The sequence below is a fragment of the Caballeronia sp. LZ024 genome (assembly GCF_031451455.1).
GTDB classification, from domain to species: Bacteria; Pseudomonadota; Gammaproteobacteria; order Burkholderiales; family Burkholderiaceae; genus Caballeronia; species Caballeronia telluris.
Map to the genome: position 1 here is coordinate 1,599,942 of NZ_JARUXL010000001.1, position 21,252 is coordinate 1,621,193.

17 protein-coding genes and 1 tRNA gene are annotated in these 21,252 nt (G+C 64.8%); 10 read left to right on the forward strand and 8 right to left on the reverse strand.

Going from position 1 to position 21,252, the window contains the following annotated elements; genetic code table 11:
- Window positions 1-44 precede the first annotated feature (44 nt).
- Entirely contained in the window at window positions 45-3,518 is a 3,474-nt protein-coding gene (mfd, locus tag QCE48_RS07335) for a transcription-repair coupling factor (protein WP_309794101.1), read from the reverse strand.
- Window positions 3,519-3,629: 111 nt separating this feature from the next.
- On the opposite strand from mfd, the gene ispD reads away from it, so the two are divergent.
- Both ispD and ispF read left to right on the forward strand, forming a co-directional pair.
- Window positions 3,630-4,346, forward strand: a complete 717-nt coding sequence (gene ispD, locus QCE48_RS07340) for a 2-C-methyl-D-erythritol 4-phosphate cytidylyltransferase (RefSeq protein ID WP_309785466.1) — start codon at window positions 3,630-3,632, stop codon at window positions 4,344-4,346.
- A gap of 24 nt (window positions 4,347-4,370) precedes the next feature.
- The gene (gene ispF, locus QCE48_RS07345; protein ID WP_309785465.1) at window positions 4,371-4,862 is read left to right on the forward strand and encodes a 2-C-methyl-D-erythritol 2,4-cyclodiphosphate synthase; all 492 of its coding nucleotides are present in this window, start codon (window positions 4,371-4,373) and stop codon (window positions 4,860-4,862) included.
- 60 nt (window positions 4,863-4,922) lie between these two features.
- Here the strand turns inward: ispF and QCE48_RS07350 are convergent, their stop codons facing one another.
- From QCE48_RS07350 to ompR, 4 genes are all read right to left on the reverse strand, one after another.
- On the reverse strand, window positions 4,923-5,447 hold the full coding sequence (locus QCE48_RS07350; RefSeq protein WP_087630315.1) for a carboxymuconolactone decarboxylase family protein: 525 nt from the start codon (window positions 5,445-5,447) through the stop codon (window positions 4,923-4,925).
- Between the two features lie 108 nt (window positions 5,448-5,555).
- Complete coding sequence (locus tag QCE48_RS07355; RefSeq protein ID WP_309785462.1) at window positions 5,556-6,104, reverse strand: peroxiredoxin; 549 nt, start codon at window positions 6,102-6,104, stop codon at window positions 5,556-5,558.
- 210 nt (window positions 6,105-6,314) lie between these two features.
- Window positions 6,315-7,685, reverse strand: coding sequence for an ATP-binding protein (locus QCE48_RS07360; RefSeq protein WP_309785461.1), 1,371 nt, complete (start codon window positions 7,683-7,685; stop codon window positions 6,315-6,317).
- A gap of 53 nt (window positions 7,686-7,738) precedes the next feature.
- Window positions 7,739-8,464 (reverse strand): two-component system response regulator OmpR, encoded by a 726-nt coding sequence (gene ompR / locus QCE48_RS07365; RefSeq protein ID WP_062634056.1) that lies wholly within the window; start codon window positions 8,462-8,464, stop codon window positions 7,739-7,741.
- A 246-nt stretch (window positions 8,465-8,710) separates the two neighbouring features.
- Between ompR and QCE48_RS07370 the strand changes: the two genes are divergently transcribed.
- Window positions 8,711-9,112 carry a hypothetical protein gene (locus tag QCE48_RS07370; RefSeq protein ID WP_309788246.1) on the forward strand — a complete coding sequence of 134 codons (402 nt, stop codon included), beginning with the start codon at window positions 8,711-8,713 and terminating at the stop codon, window positions 9,110-9,112.
- Window positions 9,113-9,131: 19 nt separating this feature from the next.
- Window positions 9,132-10,142, forward strand: coding sequence for a DUF1501 domain-containing protein (locus QCE48_RS07375; RefSeq protein ID WP_309785460.1), 1,011 nt, complete (start codon window positions 9,132-9,134; stop codon window positions 10,140-10,142).
- A 4-nt stretch (window positions 10,143-10,146) separates the two neighbouring features.
- Here QCE48_RS07375 and QCE48_RS07380 read toward each other — a convergent pair whose 3' ends face one another.
- On the reverse strand, window positions 10,147-10,986 hold the full coding sequence (locus QCE48_RS07380) for a squalene/phytoene synthase family protein (RefSeq protein WP_309785458.1): 840 nt from the start codon (window positions 10,984-10,986) through the stop codon (window positions 10,147-10,149).
- 193 nt (window positions 10,987-11,179) lie between these two features.
- Window positions 11,180-11,266: transfer RNA gene (locus QCE48_RS07385), tRNA-Leu, on the reverse strand.
- 277 nt (window positions 11,267-11,543) lie between these two features.
- Between QCE48_RS07385 and QCE48_RS07390 the strand changes: the two genes are divergently transcribed.
- From QCE48_RS07390 to QCE48_RS07400, 3 genes are all read left to right on the forward strand, one after another.
- Entirely contained in the window at window positions 11,544-11,993 is a 450-nt protein-coding gene (locus tag QCE48_RS07390) for a DUF2946 domain-containing protein (RefSeq protein WP_309785457.1), read from the forward strand.
- An 80-nt stretch (window positions 11,994-12,073) separates the two neighbouring features.
- Window positions 12,074-14,449, forward strand: coding sequence for a TonB-dependent receptor (locus tag QCE48_RS07395; RefSeq protein WP_309785456.1), 2,376 nt, complete (start codon window positions 12,074-12,076; stop codon window positions 14,447-14,449).
- A gap of 39 nt (window positions 14,450-14,488) precedes the next feature.
- A complete protein-coding gene (locus tag QCE48_RS07400) occupies window positions 14,489-15,943 on the forward strand; it encodes a PepSY domain-containing protein (RefSeq protein ID WP_309785455.1) in 1,455 nt (484 codons plus the stop codon).
- A gap of 78 nt (window positions 15,944-16,021) precedes the next feature.
- Here QCE48_RS07400 and QCE48_RS07405 read toward each other — a convergent pair whose 3' ends face one another.
- Complete coding sequence (locus QCE48_RS07405; protein WP_309785454.1) at window positions 16,022-17,167, reverse strand: glycerate kinase; 1,146 nt, start codon at window positions 17,165-17,167, stop codon at window positions 16,022-16,024.
- A 463-nt stretch (window positions 17,168-17,630) separates the two neighbouring features.
- Here QCE48_RS07405 and tig point away from each other — a divergent pair, with 463 nt between their 5' ends.
- The 3 genes from tig to clpX all read left to right on the forward strand — a co-directional run bounded on the left by tig (window position 17,631) and on the right by clpX (window position 21,203).
- Window positions 17,631-18,977 carry a trigger factor gene (gene tig, locus QCE48_RS07410; protein WP_309785453.1) on the forward strand — a complete coding sequence of 449 codons (1,347 nt, stop codon included), beginning with the start codon at window positions 17,631-17,633 and terminating at the stop codon, window positions 18,975-18,977.
- A gap of 140 nt (window positions 18,978-19,117) precedes the next feature.
- Window positions 19,118-19,771 carry an ATP-dependent Clp endopeptidase proteolytic subunit ClpP gene (gene clpP / locus QCE48_RS07415; RefSeq protein ID WP_062634041.1) on the forward strand — a complete coding sequence of 218 codons (654 nt, stop codon included), beginning with the start codon at window positions 19,118-19,120 and terminating at the stop codon, window positions 19,769-19,771.
- Window positions 19,772-19,931: 160 nt separating this feature from the next.
- Window positions 19,932-21,203 (forward strand): ATP-dependent Clp protease ATP-binding subunit ClpX, encoded by a 1,272-nt coding sequence (clpX, locus tag QCE48_RS07420; RefSeq protein ID WP_309785452.1) that lies wholly within the window; start codon window positions 19,932-19,934, stop codon window positions 21,201-21,203.
- The last annotated feature ends 49 nt before the right edge of the window (window positions 21,204-21,252 follow it).

A 21,252-nucleotide genomic window follows, 5' to 3' on the forward strand; every position in this document is an offset into this window, starting at 1 on the left:
GCCCTCCGGTCCGCCGGACAAGGGCGCTGACGGCCGCTCGAACCCTAGCGCGCCGGCGCCGCCTGCTTCACCGGCGCGCCGAGCGCCCGCAGCGTCTCCTTCACGGTCGCGATCCGCACCGACAGATCCGGGCTGCGCGTCTCGATCCTCAGCTTGTCTTGGCCCGCGAGCTTGATGTGCTTGTGCTTCTGCACCATCTCGATGATGCGCATCGCGTCGACGGGCGGATTCGGGATGAACTGCAGCCCGATCACCTGCTCCCCGGCGTCGATCTTCGAGATGCCCAAAGGCTTCGCCGCCAGTCGCAAGCGATGCGTTTCGACGAGCGCATGCGCTTGCGGCGGCAGCTTGCCGAAGCGGTCGACGAGCTCTTCGAGAATGCCGTCGATCGAATCGCTCGACTCGCAGTTCGCGAGCCGCTTGTAGAGCGAAAGCCGCTCCTGCACGTCGCCGCAATAATCGGCGGGCAGGATCGCGGGCGCGTGCAAGTTGATTTCGGTGGTCGCCGCAAGCGGCGCCGTGAGATCGGGTTCGCGGCCTTCCATCAGCGCCTTGACCGCATCGTTGAGCATGTCGGGGTAGAGCTGGAAGCCGACCTCGTGGATCTCGCCCGACTGCTTGTCGCCGAGCACTTCGCCCGTGCCGCGAATTTCCAGGTCGTGCATCGCCAGATAGAAGCCCGAACCGAGTTCCTCCATTTGCTGGATCGCATCGAGCCGACGCTGCGCCTGCTTCGTGAGCGCGGACGGATCGTGCACGAGCAAATACGCATACGCCTGATGGTGCGAACGCCCGACGCGCCCGCGCAACTGATGCAACTGCGCAAGCCCGAACTTGTCCGCGCGATGCAGAAGAATGGTATTGGCGCTCGGCACGTCGATGCCGGTTTCGATGATCGTCGTGCAAAGCAGAACGTTCGCGCGCTGCCCGACGAAATCGCGCATCACGCGCTCCAGCTCGCGCTCGTGCATCTGTCCGTGCGCGACGGCGATGCGCGCCTCGGGCACGAGCGCTTCGAGCATCGCGCGGCGATTCTCGATCGTCTCCACCTCGTTGTGCAGGAAATACACCTGGCCGCCGCGCTTCAATTCGCGCAGCATCGCCTCGCGGATCACGCCATCTTCCTCGCGTCGCACGAAGGTCTTGATCGCGAGGCGCTTTTGCGGCGCGGTCGCGATCACGGAGAAGTCGCGCAGGCCTTCGAGCGCCATGCCGAGCGTGCGCGGAATCGGCGTCGCGGTGAGCGTGAGCACGTCGACTTCCGCGCGCAACGCTTTCAGCGCCTCCTTCTGCCGCACGCCAAAGCGATGTTCCTCGTCGATGATCACGAGCCCGAGCCGCTTGAACTGCACGTCGGACGACAGCAGCTTGTGCGTGCCGATCACGATGTCGATGGTGCCTTCGTTGATCGCCGCGATCGACGCCGAGACTTCCTTCGTGCTCTTGAAGCGCGACAGTTCCGCGATGCGCACGGGCCAGTCGGAGAAGCGGTCGGAGAAGGTCTGCGTGTGCTGTTCGGCGAGCAGCGTGGTCGGCGAGAGAATCGCGACCTGCTTGCCCGCCATCACCGCGATGAACGCCGCGCGCAGCGCGACTTCCGTCTTGCCGAAGCCGACGTCGCCGCAGACGAGCCGGTCCATCGGCTTGCCGCTCGTCATGTCGCCGATGACCGCGGTGATCGCCGCGGCCTGGTCGGGCGTTTCCTCGAAGCCGAAGCTTTCCGCGAACTTGGTGTAGTCGCGCGGTTCGAGCTTGAACGCGTAGCCCGAGCGCGCCGCGCGCCGTGCGTACAGATTGAGCAGTTCGGCGGCGGTATCGCGGATCTGCTGCGCGGCACGGCGCTTCGCCTTGTCCCACTGGCCGGAGCCGAGCGCGTGCAAGGGCGCGCTGTCGGGGTCCGCGCCGCTGTAGCGCGAGATCACGTGCAGTTGCGCGACCGGCACGTAGAGCTTGCTTTCGTTCTGGTATTCGAGATGCAGGAACTCGGTCTCGCCTTCGCCGAGGTCCATCGACACGAGCCCCATGTAGCGTCCGATGCCGTGCTGCGTATGCACGACCGGATCGCCGAGCTTCAGCTCCGACAGATCGCGCACCATCGAATCGACGTTGCTCGCCTGTTCCTGCCGGCGGCGTCCCGCGCGGCGCGCGAGCGGGCCGTACAGTTCCGTCTCGGTGACGATCGCCAGTTCCTCGCCCGGCAGCACGAAGCCGTTCGCGAGCGGCGCGACGCCGAGCGAGAACTTCGCGTCGCCGGTGAGCCATTGCTGGAAGGTGTCGTCGGATGCGCCGCGCAGGCCGTTGTCGGCGAGCAGTTGCTGGATCGTCTCGCGACGCCCCGCCGATTCCGCGACGAGCATCACGCGATTGCTCGTCTGATCGAGATAGTGGCGCAGCGCGAGAAGCGGCTCGTCGGCGTGACGGTCGATCGCGAGGCCCGGCAGCGGCGTCGCCCAGCCGCCTTCGGGCACGGCCGGGAACTTGAGCTGCGCGAAGGGCTTGGCGAACGCGAAGAAGTCGTCGTCGGTCAGAAAGAGGCGGTGCGGCTCCAAGAGCGGCCGCTCGCGGTCGTGCGAGAGAAAGTTGTAGCGCTGTTTCGTGTCGTTGGTGAAGCGCTTGATCGACGCGTCCATGTCGCCGACGAACACCAGTTGCGCGCCTTCGGGCAGGTAATGGAAGAGCGTCGCGGTTTCGTCGAAAAAGAGCGGCAGGTAGTACTCGATGCCCGCCGACGGCACGCCGTTGCCGATGTCCTTGTAAATCGACGAGCGGCTCGGATCGCCCTCGAACACCTCGCGCCAGCGGCTGCGAAACGCGGTGCGCGCGGCTTCGTCGAACGGGAATTCGCGGCCCGGCAAGAGGCGCACATCGCGCACCGGATAAAGACTGCGCTGCGTGTCGGGATCGAACGCGCGGATCGAGTCGACCTGATCGTCGAACAGGTCGATCCGGTACGGCAGCGGCGAGCCCATCGGGAACAAATCGAGCAGCGAGCCGCGCACGCAGTATTCGCCCGGACGCACGACCTGGCTCACGTGCTCGTAACCCGCGAGCGTCAACTGCGCCTTCAGCTTCGCCTCGTTCAGCCGTTCGCCCTGCGTGAACGAGAACGTGTAGGCCGCGAGAAACGACGCGGGCGGCATCCGGTAGAGCGCGGTCGTCGCGGGCACGAGCAGGATGTCGCAGCGGCCTTCGCCGAGATCGTGCAGCGTCGCGAGCCGTTCGGAGACGAGATCCTGGTGCGGCGAAAACGTGTCGTAAGGCAGCGTCTCCCAATCGGGCAGGAGGCGCACGCGCGCGTCGGGCGCGAAATAGGGGATTTCGGCCGCGAGGCGCTGTGCATCGACAGCGCTCGCGCAGAGCACGGTCAGAAGCGGCACCTGTTCGCGGTAGGCCGCGTGATAGCGCGCGATGGCGAGCGCGTCGGACGAACCGACGGCGCCATTGAACACGAAGCGCTGGCCGGCCTTGACGAGGGCGACGGGAGAAGTGGACTGCGAAGTGACGGCTTTTGAAGACATAAGGTGTGCGGGGAACCGTTCGTGCGCGAAAGTGTGCACGGGACCGGCGTGGTCGCGAAGGACCTATTATAAAATCCGAGCTTCACTTTGACTCGGCAACATTTCCCACTCGTGACTGCACGCCTCTATGCCCTGATTCCGTGCGCCGGCACCGGCAGCCGCTCGGGCGCGCCGATGCCGAAGCAATACCAGACCGTCGGCAGCCGCCCGATGCTGGGTCATACGCTTGCCGCCTTCGATGCGTGCTCCGAATTTTCGCAGACGCTCGTCGTGCTCGCTCCCGACGATAGCCATTTCGATGCCCGCCGCTTTGCCGGCCTGCGTTTCGCGGTCCAGCGCTGCGGCGGGGCATCGCGGCAGGCGTCGGTATTCAACGGGCTTCACGCGCTCGCCGGGTTTGGCGCGAAGGACGACGACTGGGTGCTCGTCCACGACGCGGCGCGCCCCGGCATCACGCCGCACATGATCCGCAAGCTGGTCGGCGAGCTGAAGGACGACGCCGTCGGCGGCATTCTGGCGCTGCCGGTCGCGGATACGCTCAAGCGCATCGAGGCCGAAGGCGTGGTGCACGAAGAAGGGCGCATCGCCCGCACGGAGTCGCGCAATGGCCTGTGGCAGGCGCAGACGCCGCAGATGTTCCGGCTCGGCATGCTGCGCGACGCGATCAAGCGCGCGCAGCAGGACGGCCACGATCTCACCGACGAAGCGAGCGCGATCGAATGGCTCGGCCATGCGCCGCGGCTCGTCCAGGGCAGCCTGCGCAACTTCAAGGTCACGTATCCGGAAGACTTCGCGCTCGCCGCGGCGATGCTCGGCGCCGCGTCCTAATCTCTTTACAGCAGGGTTTTATCGATGGATTTCAGAATCGGACAGGGCTACGACGTTCACCAATTGGTGGAAGGGCGCGCGCTCATCATCGGCGGCGTGACGATTCCCTACGAACGCGGCCTGCTCGGCCATTCCGACGCCGACGTGCTCCTGCACGCGATCACCGACGCGCTGTTCGGCGCGGCGTCGACGGGCGACATCGGCCGGCATTTTCCGGACACCGCGAAGGAATTCGCCGGCGCCGACAGCCGCGTGTTGTTGCGCGAGGCGTTCCGGCGCGTGTCGGAGGCGGGGTTCGCGATCGCCAACGTCGATTCCACCGTGATCGCGCAGGCGCCGAAACTTGCGCCTCACATCGACGGCATGCGCGCGAATATCGCCGCCGACCTCGAATTGCCGCTCGATCGCGTGAACGTGAAGGCGAAAACCAACGAGAAGCTCGGTTATCTCGGCCGAGGCGAGGGCATCGAAGCGCAGGCGGCCGTGTTGTTGCGCAGGACTTCGATTGATCGCTGAAAAAACCCAAACGCCACGTTCTTCAACGTGGCGTTTTTGCATTTCCGGCGCGCGAACGGCTTATTTCGCTTCGGCTTCGATGGCGAGCGCTGCGGCGTTGATCACTGCCGCAATGCGGCCGACGTCGCGCAACTGCGTCGTGCTCATGCCTTCCGCGACCAGGTTCTCGTAGTGCGACTTGACGCAGAAGTGGCACTTGCCGATGATGGACGCGGCAAGCGCGTACATCTCGAAACGCCGTTTGTCGACGCCGCCATGCGACGCGTACGCGTTCATGCGCAGGCCGGCGGGCTGGGTCTTCAGCTCGGCGTTGCCGGCCATCTCGAGGTACGGATACCAGACGTTGTTCATGCCCATCAACGCGGCGGCGGTCAGCGCGGCGTTCGTCTCTTCCGGCGACAGCACGCCCGCCGAGCGGATCGTGGTCACGATCTTCGTCGCTTTCGCGGCATAGGCGGCCGCCAGCGCGACGCCGACCGCGTCGTTGCCTTCCAGCGACGAGCGCGCGATCGTCCCGTCGACGTTCAGGCGAATGTCCTTGGCATAATCGGGAATCAGTTCTTTAATCGAAGACAGGAATTCCATTGATTTCTCCTATTCGAATGCCGATAAAAAAGCCCGCTGGCTCATCGACTGGACAAGCATAGCGGGCCGGGCGTCAAGCCGTCGAACGCGCGTGACGCATGCGAATACTTACAGCGTCGAGCCGCCGACAGCGCGGTTGCACGGGCACAGTTCGTCCGTTTGCAGGCCGTCGAGGATACGCAGCACTTCTTCCGGATTGCGGCCGACGTTCAGGTTGTTTACCGAAACGTGCTGGATGACGTTGTCCGGGTCGACGATGAACGTCGCGCGCAGAGCGACGCCTGCTTCCTTGTCGCGCACGCCGAGCTGGTCGATCAATTCGCCCTTCACGTCGCCGAACGCGTAGTGGTTCAGCTTGTTCAGGTCCTTGTGCTCACGGCGCCATGCGAGCTTCACGAACTCGTTGTCGACGCTGCCGCCGAGCAAGACGGCGTCGCGGTCGGCGAAGTCATTGGCGAGCTTGCCGAATTCGACGATTTCGGTCGGGCAGACAAACGTGAAGTCCTTCGGGTAGAAATAGATGATCTTCCACTTGCCCGGGAACGACTGCTCAGTGACTTCTTCGAACGCCGACTGGCCGTTTTCTTCGTGATGGTTGAAACCCGGCTTTGCAGCGGTGACGGTAAACGCTTCGACTTTATCGCCCACGGTCTTCATATGACTACTCCTGTGTTCGTTGGAAGGACAAACCAAATTACCAGATCGCCGTAACGCCAGCATGACATCACGCCCGAAGCGCTTGCCGCTGCCGTCACACGACCTTCACTATACCTCTATTAAATAACTAATTCAATAGATTTTGACTAATGGATCGGATAGCTTTTGGCGAACGGCGAGATAGTTCTCGCCCTGATTGCTCTCCTGCAGCTAGTCCCGCTGCGCATCGAACTTGCCGCCCTTGACGACCGGGAAGTCGATGGTGACTTCGAACCCAGGACCCGGCAAACGGTTTCGTAACCGCAGCGTGCCGCGCTGGCGCGTGACGAGCCGCTGCACGATCGCCATGCCGAGGCCCGTGCCGCTCGCCTGCGTGCGCGCCGTATCGACGCGATAGAACGGGCGTGTGATGAGCGCGATCTGATCGTCGGGGATGCCGCGGCCCTCGTCCATCACTGTCAGCTCGACGCGTCCATGTGTCACATGCGTCTCCAGCCTGATGCGCGCGATGTCGTCGTGTTCGCTGCGGCCGTACTTGCGCGCGTTCTCCAGCAAATTGCCGATCACGCGCCGCGCGTCCGTCGGATCGCCTTCGATCATCGCGCCCTGTGCGAAGTCCGTCTTCATCACGACGCCTTCGTCCGCGTGAAAACGCGCGGCGAGTTCGCCGGCGATCATCGACAGGTCGACGGCTTCCGGCATGCGCTGCATCGGCCGCGCGTAGTCGAGAAAGCGGCCGATAATCATGTCCATTTGCTCGATGTCGTCGATCATCGCGAGCTTGGTGGTTTCGTCGGACGGGCTCATTTCGGTTTCGAGCCGCAGGCGCGCAAGCGGCGTGCGCAGGTCGTGCGAGATGCCCGCGAGCATCAGCGCGCGGTCGGCTTCGAGCTGTTCGAGGTCCTGCACCATCTGGTTGAAGCTTCGATTGGTTTCGGCGGCGACGCCCATGCCGCGCTCGGGCAGCGGTTCGGGCGATTGCCCCGAGCCGACCTTGCGCGCGGCGAGCGCGAGCCGCGCGAACGGCCGGTTCACGAGGCTCGTGATGAACGCCGCGCCGAACAGCGACAGCGCGAGCGCGAAGATGCCCCAGCCGGCCCATTGCAAGCCGGTCACGGAATCGAGCTGATCGCGGTCGAGCGCGACCCAGTAGTCGTCGTCGTCGATCTTGAAGCTGATCCAGACGCCCGGGATGTCGTTGACGGACTGCGCAATGATCGTCTCGTTGCCGAGCCGCCCGCGCACGTTGCGCTCGATCAGCCGATTGAGCGATTCGTCCGGCTGGAGCTTGTATCGGTCGCTGGTTTCGCGCGGGTACACGCGCACGCCTTCGTTGCTTTCCAGATCCTGCAGCAGGGCGCGGCGCAGATCGGGATCGGAATAAAGGAGGGCGGTGCGGGTGAGTTTGACGACCGCGACGAGCTGCAGGGCCACGCGCTGCGCGCGCGGCTCCCGCTCGATGACGCGAAAGCTCTGAAACCAGGCGGCGAGGCTGACCGCGATCAACAGTGCGATCAGCGCAAAGGTCCGCCAGAACAGGCCGCCGAACGCGAGCGTCAGTAGCCGCCTGTCGATGCGCATGAGTCTTTCTGGTCCTGCCCGGAGAGGGTCACGAAACTTGGATTCAGGACGCCTTACGCGGCGCCGTCTGGGATGAAGACGTAGCCGAGGCCCCACACGGTCTGGATGAAGCGCGGGCTGCTCGGATCGGGTTCGATCAGCTTTCTGAGGCGCGAGATCTGGACGTCGAGACTGCGGTCGAACACTTCGTATTCACGGCCGCGCGCGAGCTCCATCAGCTTCTCACGCGAGAGCGGCTGGCGCGGATGACGCGCGAAGACCTTGAGCACCGAGAACTCGCCCGTGGTGAGCGGAATTTCCTGACCGTTCTTCGTGAGCGTGCGCGTGGCAAGATTCAACGCGAATTCGCCGAACTCGAACACCTCGGTGGTTTCCGAAGGCGCGCCCGGCAGTTCCGACGGCGACTGGCGACGCAGCACCGCATGAATGCGCGCGACGAGTTCGCGCGGATTGAAGGGTTTCGGCAGATAGTCGTCGGCGCCCATCTCCAGGCCGACGATGCGATCGACGTCTTCGCCCTTTGCGGTGAGCATGATGATCGGCGTGCGGTCATTACTGCCGCGCAGACGCCGGCAGATCGAGAGGCCGTCTTCCCCGGGAAGCATCAGGTCGAGCACGAGCAGGTCGAAACGCTCGCGCACCCAGAGCTTGTTCATCGACGGCGCGTTCTCCGCCACATAGACGTTGAAGCCCTGTTCGCCGAGATAGCGCCGAAGCAGGTCGCGCAGGCGCGGATCGTCGTCGACTACGAGTATTTTTGAAGGATTTTTGGTTTCCATGCCGGCATCTTAGCGCGATTAGAAAGGGGCCGAGTTTGTAACAATTCCAGTGTAACAGTTGGTTACAAAATTTACGGGGACTGTGGCACGCCATTTTGGTTCTGTGCGTACACTCCTTTACCTAAGCCCGTCATTCGGTAGATACTTCATTAGACCAACGCTCCGCGTCGGCGCTGCACAGAGGCCGTGCCGCTCGCGCAAAAGAGCCTGAGAACTGTCCGGTTGTCGAGCAACGAAGGGAACAACATGAAGGGAGCGCGTCAGCGCGTACCTGTGCGCCCCGAGCGCATCATCAAGAAGACGCTACTCGCTAGCGCGCTTTACGGCGCACTGACCATGCCCCCCGTGGCGGCGCCCGTCTACGCGCAGACCTCGTGGAATTCGACCCGCGACGCCGCTGTGTCAGACCGCACCGTAACCGCGCCGCCCAATCGTTACGACGCCCGCATCATTCGCGCGCACCAGAACTCCGGTAAGAAGCAGGCCGGCGGCCGCAACAGCGATCCGCAGGGGTCCGCGTCGATGCAAACCATCCAGCAGACCGACCCGCCCGCGCGGCCGCCTCGTCATGCCGTCATGACCGCCGACGAAAGACGTCTGTTGCGGCAGCATATCGAGGAAGCGGTCCGCGATCTCTACAAGCGGTGAGCCCGCCCGGCGGTCCGCGATGAACCGGCGCCAGTTCCTGTCGATGAGCGGCGCTGCCGTATGCGCACCCGGCGCATGGGTCGACGCGTCACAGGCTTCGACAGGAAAGAAACCAGGCAAGACGCTCGTCATCGTCGAACTGAAGGGCGGCAACGATGGCCTCAACACGGTCGTCCCGTTCGCCGATCCGCTCTATCGCACGCTGCGCCCGACGCTCGGTCTCGCGCGCGACCGCCTGCTGCAACTCGACGAGCGCACCGCGCTTCATCCCGCCAACGAGCCGCTGATGCCGCTCTGGCGCGACGGACGGCTGGCGGTCGTGCAGGGCGTCGGTTACGCGCAGCCGAATCTATCGCACTTCCGCTCGACGGAAATCTGGGACACCGCATCGCACGCCGATCAATATTTGCGCGACGGCTGGATCGCGCGCGCGCTCGGCGGCTCGCTGCGCGCCGAGACGATCGCGATCGGCAGCGTCGAGGCCGGACCGTTCGCGAAGAACTCGACACGAGGCGTACCGATGCGGCAGGTTGCCGCGCCGTCTTTCGCCGCATCGGTCGATACGGCGATGCGCATGCTCGCCACGGCCGAATCGAGTCGCGAGATCACCGTGCTGCGCCTGACGCTCAACGGCTTCGACACGCATCAGAACCAGGCGCTTCGGCATGCCGCGTTGCTAGGACAACTGTCGGACGGGCTCGTTGCGATGCGTCGGGCGCTCGTCTCGCTCGGGCGCTGGGACGAGTCGCTCATCATGACGTGTTCGGAGTTCGGACGCGGCGCCCGCGAGAATCAAACGGGCGGAACGGACCACGGCAGCGCGGCGCCGCATTTTCTCGCGGGCGGCCGCGTGCGCGGAGGGCTGTACGGCTCGATGCCGGCACTCGCGCGCATCGACGGCAACGGCAACCTGCCGGTCGCGGTCGACTTTCGCCGGCTCTATGCAACCGTGCTCGGCGCGTGGCTCGAACTCGATGCCGGCGCGATCCTGCAACAGCGCTTCGAACCGTTGCCGTTGATCGTCGCGTGAAGGGTCAGCGCGTGCGCCAACTGATCCACAGCTTGCGAATCGGCGTGAGCGCGATGCGCTGATGCAGCACCTGGAAGTTTTCGCGTTCGACTTCGTCGAGCGCCGCGAGCGCGAGCGCCGCCTGCGCGCGCAAGAGCCGCTGGCCTGCGCGCTCGCCCGCGGGAATCGCAGCGAGCGCGTCGTTCAGCGACTTGCGCGCCCGGTCGACCTGAAAGCGCATCAGTGCCGTGAAGTCGTCACTGTATTTGCGGTTGATGAGGTCAGCGGCCGTCACGCCAAAGCGCTGCAACTCGTCGATCGGGATATAGATGCGGCCGTGGCGCGCATCGTCGCCGAGTTCCAGTACGCGCTCGGCCAGCATCAGCGCCGAGCCGAGCGGCGCGGCCCAGACGGCGGCCTGCGCCGCGTCGCGGGCATTCACGCGCGCCACCGCGACGGCGAACGCGCCGCCCGTCTGGCCGAGATAGCGCGCGAGGCCGGGCCAGTCGAGATAGCGCGCCTGATCGAGGTCCATGCCGAAGCCGTCGACGAGCGCCTGCAACGACGCGCGGCCCGCTTCGTCCAGCGCCGGATTCGACTGGCCGCCGTGCGCGGCGAGCGCCTTGGTGACCGGGTGCGACGGCTCGCCGCCGAACAGGCTCGCAAGTTCCTTCTGCCACCACGCGTGCTTCGTGCGGCCGATGGTGGGATCGCTGGTTTCCTTGACGGTTTCCTCCAGCTCGCGACGCAGCGCGTAGAGCGCAGTCAGGAGCGGCTGGCTCGCGGCCGGCGCGCGGCGCAGCGCGTAATACGTGCTGGAGCCATCGGGAGCGGCCTTTTGCTGGCAGTAGTCGTCGAAGTTCACTGGAGTCGGCGTAGTGGGGTGGCCTGTTCTCTTTGCATGCGTCACTGGGACGCATGTCCGGAACGGTCGGCACGAGTAAAAAAAGCCATCGAACATCAATGGCTTTTTTCGTGGCGCCCGATGCTGGAGCACGGCGCCCGGGTGTCACGGGACTTTACTTTGCGATGTCGTCACTGCGCTGGAACCGCAGTGGTGGTGCGAGGAAGGGGACTCGAACCCCTACACCATTGCTGGCGTCAGGACCTAAACCTGGTGCGTCTACCAATTTCGCCATCCTCGCCGCCTGATCCGCGCGCCGCAGTGAACGCGCGTTTCCGCTCTGTCGGGTTTGCACGGACGCCTCGAACAGCCACGCGCCCGCCGCGCCAAGCGCAAGATTCTAACCGATTCGATCTGCGATGTCTGCATCACGGCAACCGTCCCGAGCGATGCGCCGTCACGCCCGGACGGTCCCCCGACGCGGCCCGTCGCGCCCGATACACGGCATTCGCCGACGTCGATTGCGCCTGCCATGCGACCTGCCTACAATTCTTGTCTCGATATTGCTCAGGCAATCCATGACCCGCACCTCGCGCAATCGCATCGTTGCATGGCTCGGCATTGCCGCCATGTGGCTTGCTATTGTCGCGCCGGTCGTGAGCCAGACGATCGCCGCGCGCTCAGGCGCCGCCGATGCCCAAGCGGCGATGTGCTCGGCCGAATTCGCGTCGACGCTCGCTTCAACCGCGCTCGCCGCGCAGGATGACGAGGGCGGACACCATCACGGCGCGCATCAGGCCGCCCAGCCCGCCGCGCCGGACAGCCACCATGCATCGGCCGCCGATCATTTCGATGCGTGCTCGTATTGCGGGCTGCTTGCCCACAACCTGCCGCTCTTGCCGGGCGCCGTGCCGCGCGCCGAGCGCGTCGAGCGTGTCACGCGCGTCGCCGTCGCGGCCGAAGCGCCCGCCGTTCACACCAAGTCCTTCAACGCCGCGCGTGCGCGCGCGCCTCCCGTCGTTTCCTGAAGTCCGTCATTCGTCCGGATCGCCCTGCCCGCGCGTCTTCGCGTCCGGCCGATCCCGCGTTCACCTCTTCAGGATTTGCGATGCTCGACTTATTCAGGCGAGCGCGGCAGCCATCCGGCTGCCGCGCCGCCGTGCGTTCGCGCACGTCCGCTCGCGTGCGCCTGCCGCACGCCTGGCTTCCCCTCTCGCTGATGGTGCAGGCGGCATATGCCGCCTCCGTCGCCGATGCGCCCCCGGCTCCCACCGAGGGCGAAGCGGCCATGCTCGCTCCGGTCGTCGTGACGGCCGCCGCGTCGCGGCCGCCGCTCGATCCGAATCTGCCGGCGAGCGTCACGACCGTCACGGCCGATCAGTTCCAGTACTGGAACGTCGTCACGCCCGAGGACGTCCTCAAATACGCGCCGAACATGGCAGTGCGCAAGCGCTTCATCGGCGATGTCAATTCGACGATCGCCGTGCGCGGCACGAGCAACGCGCAGACGGCGCGCGGTCTCGTCTACGCCGACGGCCTCCTGCTCAGCAACTTCCTCGGCAATACGTTCACCTTTGCGCCGCGCTGGTCGATGGTCTTCGCCGACGACATCGACCGCACCGATGTGTTCTACGGCCCGTATTCCGCGCTGTATCCAGGCAACTCGATCGGCGCGACGGTCGCGATCACGACGCGCATGCCGACGCAGTTCCAGGCCGACGCGAAAGTGCAGGGCTTCTCGCAGCACTTCGACCTGTTCGGCGTGAACCGCAGCTTCAACGGCACGAACAGCTCGGCGACCATCGGCGACAAGATCGGGCGGTTCTCGTACCTGATCGGCGTCGATCATCTGGAGAACACGAGCCAGCCGCTGCAGTTCGCGACGCTCCCGCAATCGACGACCGCCGCGAAGCCAGCCGACCGGCCCGTGGCCGGGGCATATTTCTACAACGACCAGAACAATGCGCGCACGGCGGTGCTCGGCGTGTCGGCGGAAGGGATCGAGCGCACGTTCCAGGACCAGTTGAGGATGAGGCTCGCCTACGATCTCACGCCGACGCTGCAGGCGGGGTTCACGCTCGGCTACTGGCACCAGAAGTACAACAGCGACACGCAGACCTTCCTGCGCGACGCGAACGGCAATCCGGTGTACAGCGGGCTCGTGAATATCGGCGGGTTCGAGTACAACGTGCCCGCGGCGGCGTTCGCGCCGAGCGAGGGATCGAGCGAGAACGTCCTCTATGGACTGTCGCTTCGGACGCGCAATGAAACCGGCTGGAACGGCGAGGCGGTCGCATCCTATTTCGACGTGACGCAGAGCATCGCGCGCATGGCGAATTCGGGCGTGCTGGGCGACGGCCCGGGCACGATCGCGTATGGCGACGGCGCCGGCTGGAAGTCACTCGACCTGCGCGCCACGTGGACGCCGCCTTCGCCCGACGCGGGGCTCGCCGCGCACTGGGTCTCGTTCGGCTACCACTACGACAACTACTTCCTCGACAACGAGACGTACAACACCGTCGCCTGGCGCGACGGCGGCAACGGCTCGTTTGCGAATGCCTTTGGCGGCCGCACGCAGACGCAGGCCGCGTATGTGCAGGATTCGTGGCGCTTTTTGCCGCGCTGGCGGCTCACCTACGGCGCGCGTTACGAGAACTGGAACGCGTATGACGGCACGCGCTCGCTCGGCGCGACGTCGCTCGCTTATGGCGATGCCAGCGAGAGCCACTGGTCGCCGAAGGCATCGCTTTCGTTCGATGTCACGTCGAATTTGCTGTTGCGTGCGTCGATCGGCCGCGCCTATCGCTTTCCGACGGTTGGCGAGCTGTTTCAGGGGCAGGTCAACGGCATCTCGATCGTCAACAACAATCCGAACCTGCAGCCCGAGAACGATCTCTCGAAGGAGCTGACCGCGGAGTGGCAGCACGGCAATGGCCTGTATCGCTTCACGCTGTTCCAGGACGACGTGAAGAACACCATCTTCAGCCAGACCAATACGACCGTCATTCCGAACGTCACGAACTTCCAGAACATCGGCAAGGTGCGCTCGCGCGGCGTCGAGACGAGCTACGAAGGGCAGGACGTGCTGCTGCGCGGGCTCGACCTCGCGGCGAGCGTCGCCTACACGCAGTCGAAGATCATCGCGAACAGCGGCAATCCGGCGTCGGTCGGAAAGTATTTCTATCGCATACCGCTCTGGCGCGCGAACGTCGTCGCGACATATCGCGCCACCGAGAAAGCCTCGGTGACGCTCGCCGCGCGCTACTCCGGCCGCCAGTACAACACGCTGACCAACACCGATGTCAATCCCAATACATACGGCGGCACGAGCACCTACGCGGTCGTCGACACGAAGTTCACCTACCGGCCGACCAGGAAGACCGAGATCGGCATCGGTGTCGACAATCTCTTCGACCATCGTTACTACGTGTTCCATCCGTATGCCGGACGGACCTTCTATCTCGAAGGGCGCATCGGCATCTGAGCCCGAGGCCGTCAGTCACTCATTCCTGGGGATACGCTCATGCAACCAAGCAACACTGTGAACGTCGCGGCCGATCAGCATCGGACCTTGTGGCGCTGGCATTTCTACGCGGGACTCTTCGTGATGCCGCTTCTGATCGTGCTCGCGATCACCGGCACGCTCTACTGTTTCCAGCCGCAGATCGAGCCGCTGCTCTATCGCGACCGGATGATCGTCGAGGCGCAACCCGTGCATCGTCTGCCGCGCGACGTTCTGCTCGCGAAAGCCGCCGCGAGCGAGCCGCGCAACGCCGTGGCGAGCACCGTACAGATCGATTCAGATCCGCGCCGCAGCGGGGAGTTCGTCTTTCGACTGCCCTCGGGCGAGAGCGAAAGCGTCTACGTGAATCCGTACACGGGCGCGGTCCTCGGCACGCTCTCCGTCGAGCATCGCGTGATGAAGCAGATTCGCGACCTCCATCGCGGACTGATGCTCGGCAAGACCGGCGAACTCGTGATGGAGTTGGCGGGCTGCTGGACGCTCGTGATGATCGGGACGGGCATCGCGCTGTGGTGGCCGAACGCGCGACAAAAGGGCAGTCAAAACGGCGGTCAAAAGGGCGGCGTCTGGACACCGCGCCTCGCGCTTCGCGGGCGCGCGTGGTGGCGCGACATCCACGCGGTCGGCGGAATCTGGCTTGCGGCCGGCGCCTTGTTCTTCGTGCTGAGCGGGCTGCCGTGGTCCGGCTCGTGGGGCAAGCAGTTCAAGGCGCTCGCGACATCGGCGCAACTCGGCTATCCGAAGGGCGCCTGGGGCGAGGCTCACGTGCATTCGGAGAAGCCGTCGGCGGGCGCCGAAGCTCCTAACGATGCCCACGCGCACGCGGACATGTCAGGCATGTCCGGCATGAAGATGGACGACTTGCCGCTCGCGCAGACGCCGTGGGCCGTCGGCCTCACGCCGGTGCCGCACGCCGCCGCGCCCGAGCAGGGCGCCGGGCGCATGTCGCTCGACGCGGTGGTCGCGCTCGCGTCGGCGAAAGGCGTGAGCGACGACTACAGCATTGCGCTGCCGACATCCGCGAACGGCGTTTATACGGTGTCGTCCTTTCCCGCCGATCCGCGCGCGGAGCGCACGCTGCACATCGATCAGTACAGCGGCAAGGTGCTGGCCGACATCGCCTACGACGACTATGGCCGCGTCGCGCAGTGGATTTCGTTCGGGACGTCGCTGCACATGGGACGCTATTTCGGGCTCGCGAACCAGCTCGTCTGCGCGGCGATTTCGCTCGGGCTCGCCGCGATGGCGCTGACCGGTTTCGTGATGTGGTGGAAGCGCCGCCCGCAACGCGCGCTCGGCGCGCCGGCGCGGCCCGCGCGACGCCTGCCGATGCGCGCGTGGAAGAGCGGTCTGACGATGCTCGGGCTCGTCTTCCCGCTGATGGGCTTGACGATGCTGATCGTGTGGGTGTCGGACCGGCTCGTGTTCGGGCGGGTGCCACGCGCGCAATCGTGAGCGATCACGATGACGGGCACGCAACGGCGCGTGCCCGTCATCCGGCGAACTCCGGTCGCGCGGGCGCCCGAACCCGCTTTACCGCACTCCGAACTTCAGACGCGTGAGTTGCTCGGCTTCGTTCGTGAGCAGCGTCGCGGCATCGCGGATCGCGACTTCGAGCGTGATCGGGCCCGGCGCCGGCGAGAAGCATCCGCTGAAGAATTCGGACAGACGCGGCAGCGCTGCCGGATCGATGCCGCCCGACATCAGCGTCGTCGCGATATTCGCGGCCCGCGCATGCTTGCACGCGATGAAGGGCGCCTTGCCGTGCAGCGTCTGCACGTCCGAGCGTCCTTCGCCGGTGATGAGCCAGCTCGCGCCCTCGAGCGCCGCATCGAGCCCGATCCTGCGCGCGACGACTTCCGCGCCCGGCTCGAACTGCGCGCCCAGCATGTGCAACGCGAAGCCGAGGCCGCCCGCCGCGCCCGCGCCCGGATTGTCGCGGGCGAAGCGTGCGAGCGCCGGTTCGAGCAGATCGGCGAAATGGGCGAGCGCGGCATCCACGTCATTCACCTGCGCCGCGTCGACGCCTTTCTGCGGCCCGAAGATCGCGGTCGCGCCATGTTCGCCGGTGAGCGGATTGTCGACGTCCGACATGCCGATGAATTCCGCGTCCTTCAATCGCGCATCGAGCCCGGAGGCGTCGATGCGGGCGATCTTCGGCAGCGACGACGGCGTCGGCGCGAGTTCGTGGCCGTCGGCGTCGAAGAGCTTGAGACCCAGACCGACGAGCAGACCCGCGCCGCCGTCGTTGGTGCTGCTGCCGCCGAGCGCCACGTAGAAGCGGCGCGCGCCCAGGTCGAGCAGCGCGCGGATCGCCTCGCCCATGCCGCGCGTGTCGCGCTCGGTGACGGGCACGGCCATGCCATCCGGGTCCGTGATGCCGACGACTTCCGCCGTCTCGAGAATTGCGCTGCCGTCGCCGAGCAGGCCCGTCGCCGCCTGACGCCGGTCGCCCGCGGCACCGCGCACGTCCAGCATGCGACGCTCGCCGCCCGCCGCGAGCATCGCGTCGAGCGTGCCTTCGCCGCCATCGGCCATCGGACAGATGCGCACGACAGCGTCCGCGCGGGCGCGGCGCACGCCCGTCGCGATGGCGTTCGCCACCTGTTCGGCGCTAAGCGAGCCTTTGAAGGAGTCGGGAGCGATGACGACGACAGGTGCGGACATGGCGTTTGGCATGGTGTCTCGGGTATTGGAATGGATTGAAAAACGCGCGGCGAGGACGCATGTACTTCGCTTGCCCCATGCATACCGCGCTCAAGGCCGGGCGGCCGAAAGCGCATGTGCGTCGCGCCGGCAAGCTTATCAGCGCGTCGCGCCGCGCAAAATAGCGTCGCTGCGATAGCCGGCATTGTGCGCGCCGTTTCGCGCTTCAGAAACGCGGAATAACGCCGAAATCGGGCCCGAAATGCCCCGGTTTATGCACTCGGTGGGCAAACGCGACGGGCCTGTCGAATTGTTTGCTAAAATGTTGGGCTCTGTTGACTCGTAACGCGTCGACGGCAGCCCGGACACCGGAACACGCAGCGCGCGAGCGCTCCCGGTGCGCGGCGCCGGGCACGAGGCGCTACGAACCCGCCACAGACCAGACACACCGTCAAACGAACCCGAATACCCGAATTTCTCTAGGACGAAAGAAGCCATGGCTAACGTTGAAAACCTCGGCAAGCTCGAACGCCGCGTGACCATCTCCCTGCCGAAGGACACCGTGCAGAAGGAAGTGGATTCGCGTATCCGCCAGTTGGCGAAGAACGTGCGCATGCCGGGTTTCCGCCCGGGCAAGGTGCCGCTCAAGATGGTGACGCAGCAGTACCAGGGCCAGGTCGAAGCCGAAGTGCTGAGCGACAAGGTCGGCAAGGAGTTTTTCGACGTGACGCGCGCTGAAAACCTGCGCGTCGCGGGCCAGCCGAGCTTCGCGCCGAAGGGGGACGAAGCGCCGGCCGACGCCTACGCGTTCGACGCGACCTTCGAGGTCTATCCGGAAGTGAAGCTGGGCGATGTCGCGACGGCCGAAATCGAGCGCACGGTCACGTCCATCTCGGAAGCCGAAATCGACCGCACGCTGGACATCCTGCGCAAGCAGCGCGTGCACTACCACGCGCGCGGCGAAGCGGGCGAGCACGGCGACGGCGGCGGTGACGCCGCGGCCAAGGACGGCGACCGCGTGACGATGGACTTCGTCGGCAAGATCGACGGCGAAGTGTTCCAGGGCGGCAGCGCCGAAGATTTCTCGTTCGTACTCGGCGAAGGCCGCATGTTGCCGGAATTCGAAAAGGCGGCGCTCGGCCTCGCGGTCGGCGAATCGCGCGAATTCGACCTGACGTTCCCCGAGGACTATCACGGCAAGGACGTGGCGGGCAAGACGGCGCAGTTCACGATCACGATGAAGAAGATCGAGTGGCCGCATCTGCCGGAAATCGACGGCGAATTCGCGAAGTCGCTCGGCATCGAAGACGGCGATTTGTCGAAGATGCGCGCCGAAATCAAGGACAACCTCGAGCGCGAAGCGAAGCGCCGCACGCAGCAGATCGTGAAGAACCAGGTGATGGACGCGCTCCTCAAGATCTCCGAACTCGACGTGCCGAAGGCGCTGATCGAGCAGGATCAGGAACGTCTCGTCGAGATGGCGCGTCAGGACCTGCAGCAGCGCGGCGTGCCGAACGCAGCCGACGCGCCGATCCCGGCTGAAATGTTCGCCGAGCAGGCCGAGCGCCGCGTGAAGCTGGGCCTCGTTCTTGCAGAGCTGGTGAAGGCGAACGAACTGCAGGCGAAGCCTGAACAGATCCGTGCGGAAGTAGACGAATTCGCCAAAAGCTACGAAGACCCGAAGGAAGTCGTCCGCTGGTATTATTCGAACCAGCAGCGCCTGTCCGAGATGGAAGCGTACGTCGTCGAAAGCAATGTCGTCGACTTCGTGCTCGGCCGGGCCAAGGTGACCGACAAGGAAGTCAGCTTCGAGGAACTGGCGAGCGCAACGGCGCAAGCCTAAAGCGGCATCCAGGGGCGTGCGGGTCGTCGGCGTGACGGCCCGCACGCCTTTTTTGCATTAAAGTTTGTGCGAGCGGATGCCGTAGTTCCGCTGAATGTTCTCGTGTGGTCCAGTATCCCTATACGAACCAAGGAAATTGCATGACCTTTCGCGCTCAATTGCTCGACACGCTTGCCTCGAATGCGCCGCGGGATTTCGAAGCCCAGGCGCTCGGCCTCGTTCCGATGGTCGTGGAAACGAGTGGCCGCGGCGAACGTGCCTATGACATCTATTCGCGCCTGCTGAAAGAGCGCGTGGTGTTTCTCGTCGGCGAAGTGAACGACCAGACGGCGAATCTCGTCGTCGCGCAGTTGCTGTTCCTCGAAAGCGAGAATCCGGACAAGGACATCAGCCTCTACATCAACAGCCCGGGCGGTTCGGTGTCGGCCGGCATGGCGATCTACGACACGATGCAGTTCGTGAAGCCCGACGTCGCGACGCTGTGCATGGGTCTTGCTGCAAGCATGGGCGCGTTCCTGCTGGCGGCCGGCGCGAAGGGCAAGCGCGTCGCGCTGCCGAACGCGCGCGTGATGATCCACCAGCCGCTCGGCGGCGCACGCGGCCAGGCATCGGACATCGAAATTCAGGCGCGCGAAATTTTGTACCTGAAGGAACGCCTGAACCAGTTGTTGTCGCATCACACGGGTCAGCCGGTCGAACGCATCGCGCGCGACACGGACCGCGACAACTTCATGTCCGGCGACGACGCGCAAGCCTATGGTCTCGTCGACCAGGTCCTGCACAAGCGTCCCTGAGCATTTTCAAGCAACACCGCGCTGGCTTCCGAACGAAGCCAGCCCGCCCGAAGCGCCTGCGGCAGAACGCCAGTGACCTTTCCTTGTCGCGCCGGCCGTATCTGCGTGACGAGATCGAAGGGCGTATTATGTAATCGAGTGTCCGGAGGCTTACACATCTATGGCGGACAAAAAAGGTTCAAACAGCGAAAAGCTGTTGTATTGCTCGTTTTGCGGCAAGAGCCAGCATGAGGTGAAGAAGCTCATTGCTGGCCCGTCGGTGTTCATCTGCGACGAATGTATCGATTTGTGCAACGAGATCATTCGCGACGAAGCAGCCGGCGCGGCGGAAGAAGCCGGACTTTCGAAGTCCGACCTGCCGAGCCCGCAGGAAATCAGCGATATTCTCAATCAGTACGTGATCGGCCAGGAACGCGCGAAGAAGATTCTCGCGGTGGCCGTGTACAACCATTACAAGCGTCTCAAGCATCTCGACAAGAAAGACGAGATCGAGCTGTCGAAGAGCAACATCCTGCTGATCGGGCCGACCGGCTCGGGCAAGACCTTGCTCGCGCAGACGCTTGCACGCATGTTGAACGTCCCGTTCGTCATCGCCGATGCGACGACGCTGACGGAAGCCGGCTACGTCGGCGAAGACGTCGAGAACATCATTCAGAAGCTGCTGCAAAACTGCAACTATGAAGTCGACAAGGCGCAGCGCGGCATTGTTTATATCGACGAAATCGACAAGATCAGCCGCAAGTCGGATAACCCGTCCATCACGCGCGACGTGTCGGGCGAGGGCGTCCAGCAGGCGCTGCTCAAGCTGATCGAAGGCACGATGGCGTCGGTGCCGCCGCAAGGCGGTCGCAAGCACCCGAACCAGGATTTCATCCAGGTCGACACGACCAACATCCTGTTCGTCTGCGGCGGCGCGTTCGACGGGCTCGAAAAAGTCATTACCGATCGCACGGAAAAGACCGGCATCGGCTTCGGCGCGAGCGTGAAGAGCAAGCAGGACCGCGATGCGGGCGAAGTGCTGCGCGACGTCGAACCGGAAGATCTGATCAAGTTCGGCCTGATTCCCGAACTGATCGGCCGTCTGCCGGTGGTCGCCACGCTCGGCAAGCTCGACGAAACCGCGCTCGTGAAGATTCTGATCGAGCCTAAGAACGCGCTCGTGAAGCAGTATCACAAGCTCTTCAACATGGAACGCGTCGAACTCGAAATCCGTCCGGCGGCGTTGCAGGCCATCGCGCAGAAAGCGATCCGCCGCAAGACCGGCGCGCGCGGACTGCGTTCGATTCTGGAACAGGCGTTGCTGGACGTGATGTACGAGTTGCCGACGATGAAGGGCGTGAGCAAGGTCATCGTCGACGACAACACGATCGACGGCGACGGCAAGCCACTGCTCATCTATGAAGATGCACCGAAGGTAGCGGGCTCGAACTGAGGTTGGGCTGTGTGTCGGCGAAAGGCCGTTCATGGCAACGTGAACGGCT

Bases quoted from the DNA above. Each gene is read 5' to 3' on its own strand.
- mfd (WP_309794101.1), bottom strand. From the start codon at position 3,518: ATGTCTTCAAAAGCCGTCACTTCGCAGTCCACTTCTCCCGTCGCCCTC.
- ispF (WP_309785465.1), top strand. From the start codon at position 4,371: ATGGATTTCAGAATCGGACAGGGCTACGACGTTCACCAATTGGTGGAA.
- QCE48_RS07350 (WP_087630315.1), bottom strand. From the start codon at position 5,447: ATGGAATTCCTGTCTTCGATTAAAGAACTGATTCCCGATTATGCCAAG.
- QCE48_RS07355 (WP_309785462.1), bottom strand. From the start codon at position 6,104: ATGAAGACCGTGGGCGATAAAGTCGAAGCGTTTACCGTCACCGCTGCA.
- QCE48_RS07360 (WP_309785461.1), bottom strand. From the start codon at position 7,685: ATGCGCATCGACAGGCGGCTACTGACGCTCGCGTTCGGCGGCCTGTTC.
- ompR (WP_062634056.1), bottom strand. From the start codon at position 8,464: ATGGAAACCAAAAATCCTTCAAAAATACTCGTAGTCGACGACGATCCG.
- QCE48_RS07370 (WP_309788246.1), top strand. From the start codon at position 8,711: ATGAAGGGAGCGCGTCAGCGCGTACCTGTGCGCCCCGAGCGCATCATC.
- QCE48_RS07375 (WP_309785460.1), top strand. From the start codon at position 9,132: ATGAACCGGCGCCAGTTCCTGTCGATGAGCGGCGCTGCCGTATGCGCA.
- QCE48_RS07390 (WP_309785457.1), top strand. From the start codon at position 11,544: ATGACCCGCACCTCGCGCAATCGCATCGTTGCATGGCTCGGCATTGCC.
- QCE48_RS07395 (WP_309785456.1), top strand. From the start codon at position 12,074: ATGCTCGACTTATTCAGGCGAGCGCGGCAGCCATCCGGCTGCCGCGCC.
- QCE48_RS07400 (WP_309785455.1), top strand. From the start codon at position 14,489: ATGCAACCAAGCAACACTGTGAACGTCGCGGCCGATCAGCATCGGACC.
- QCE48_RS07405 (WP_309785454.1), bottom strand. From the start codon at position 17,167: ATGCCAAACGCCATGTCCGCACCTGTCGTCGTCATCGCTCCCGACTCC.
- tig (WP_309785453.1), top strand. From the start codon at position 17,631: ATGGCTAACGTTGAAAACCTCGGCAAGCTCGAACGCCGCGTGACCATC.
- clpP (WP_062634041.1), top strand. From the start codon at position 19,118: ATGACCTTTCGCGCTCAATTGCTCGACACGCTTGCCTCGAATGCGCCG.
- clpX (WP_309785452.1), top strand. From the start codon at position 19,932: ATGGCGGACAAAAAAGGTTCAAACAGCGAAAAGCTGTTGTATTGCTCG.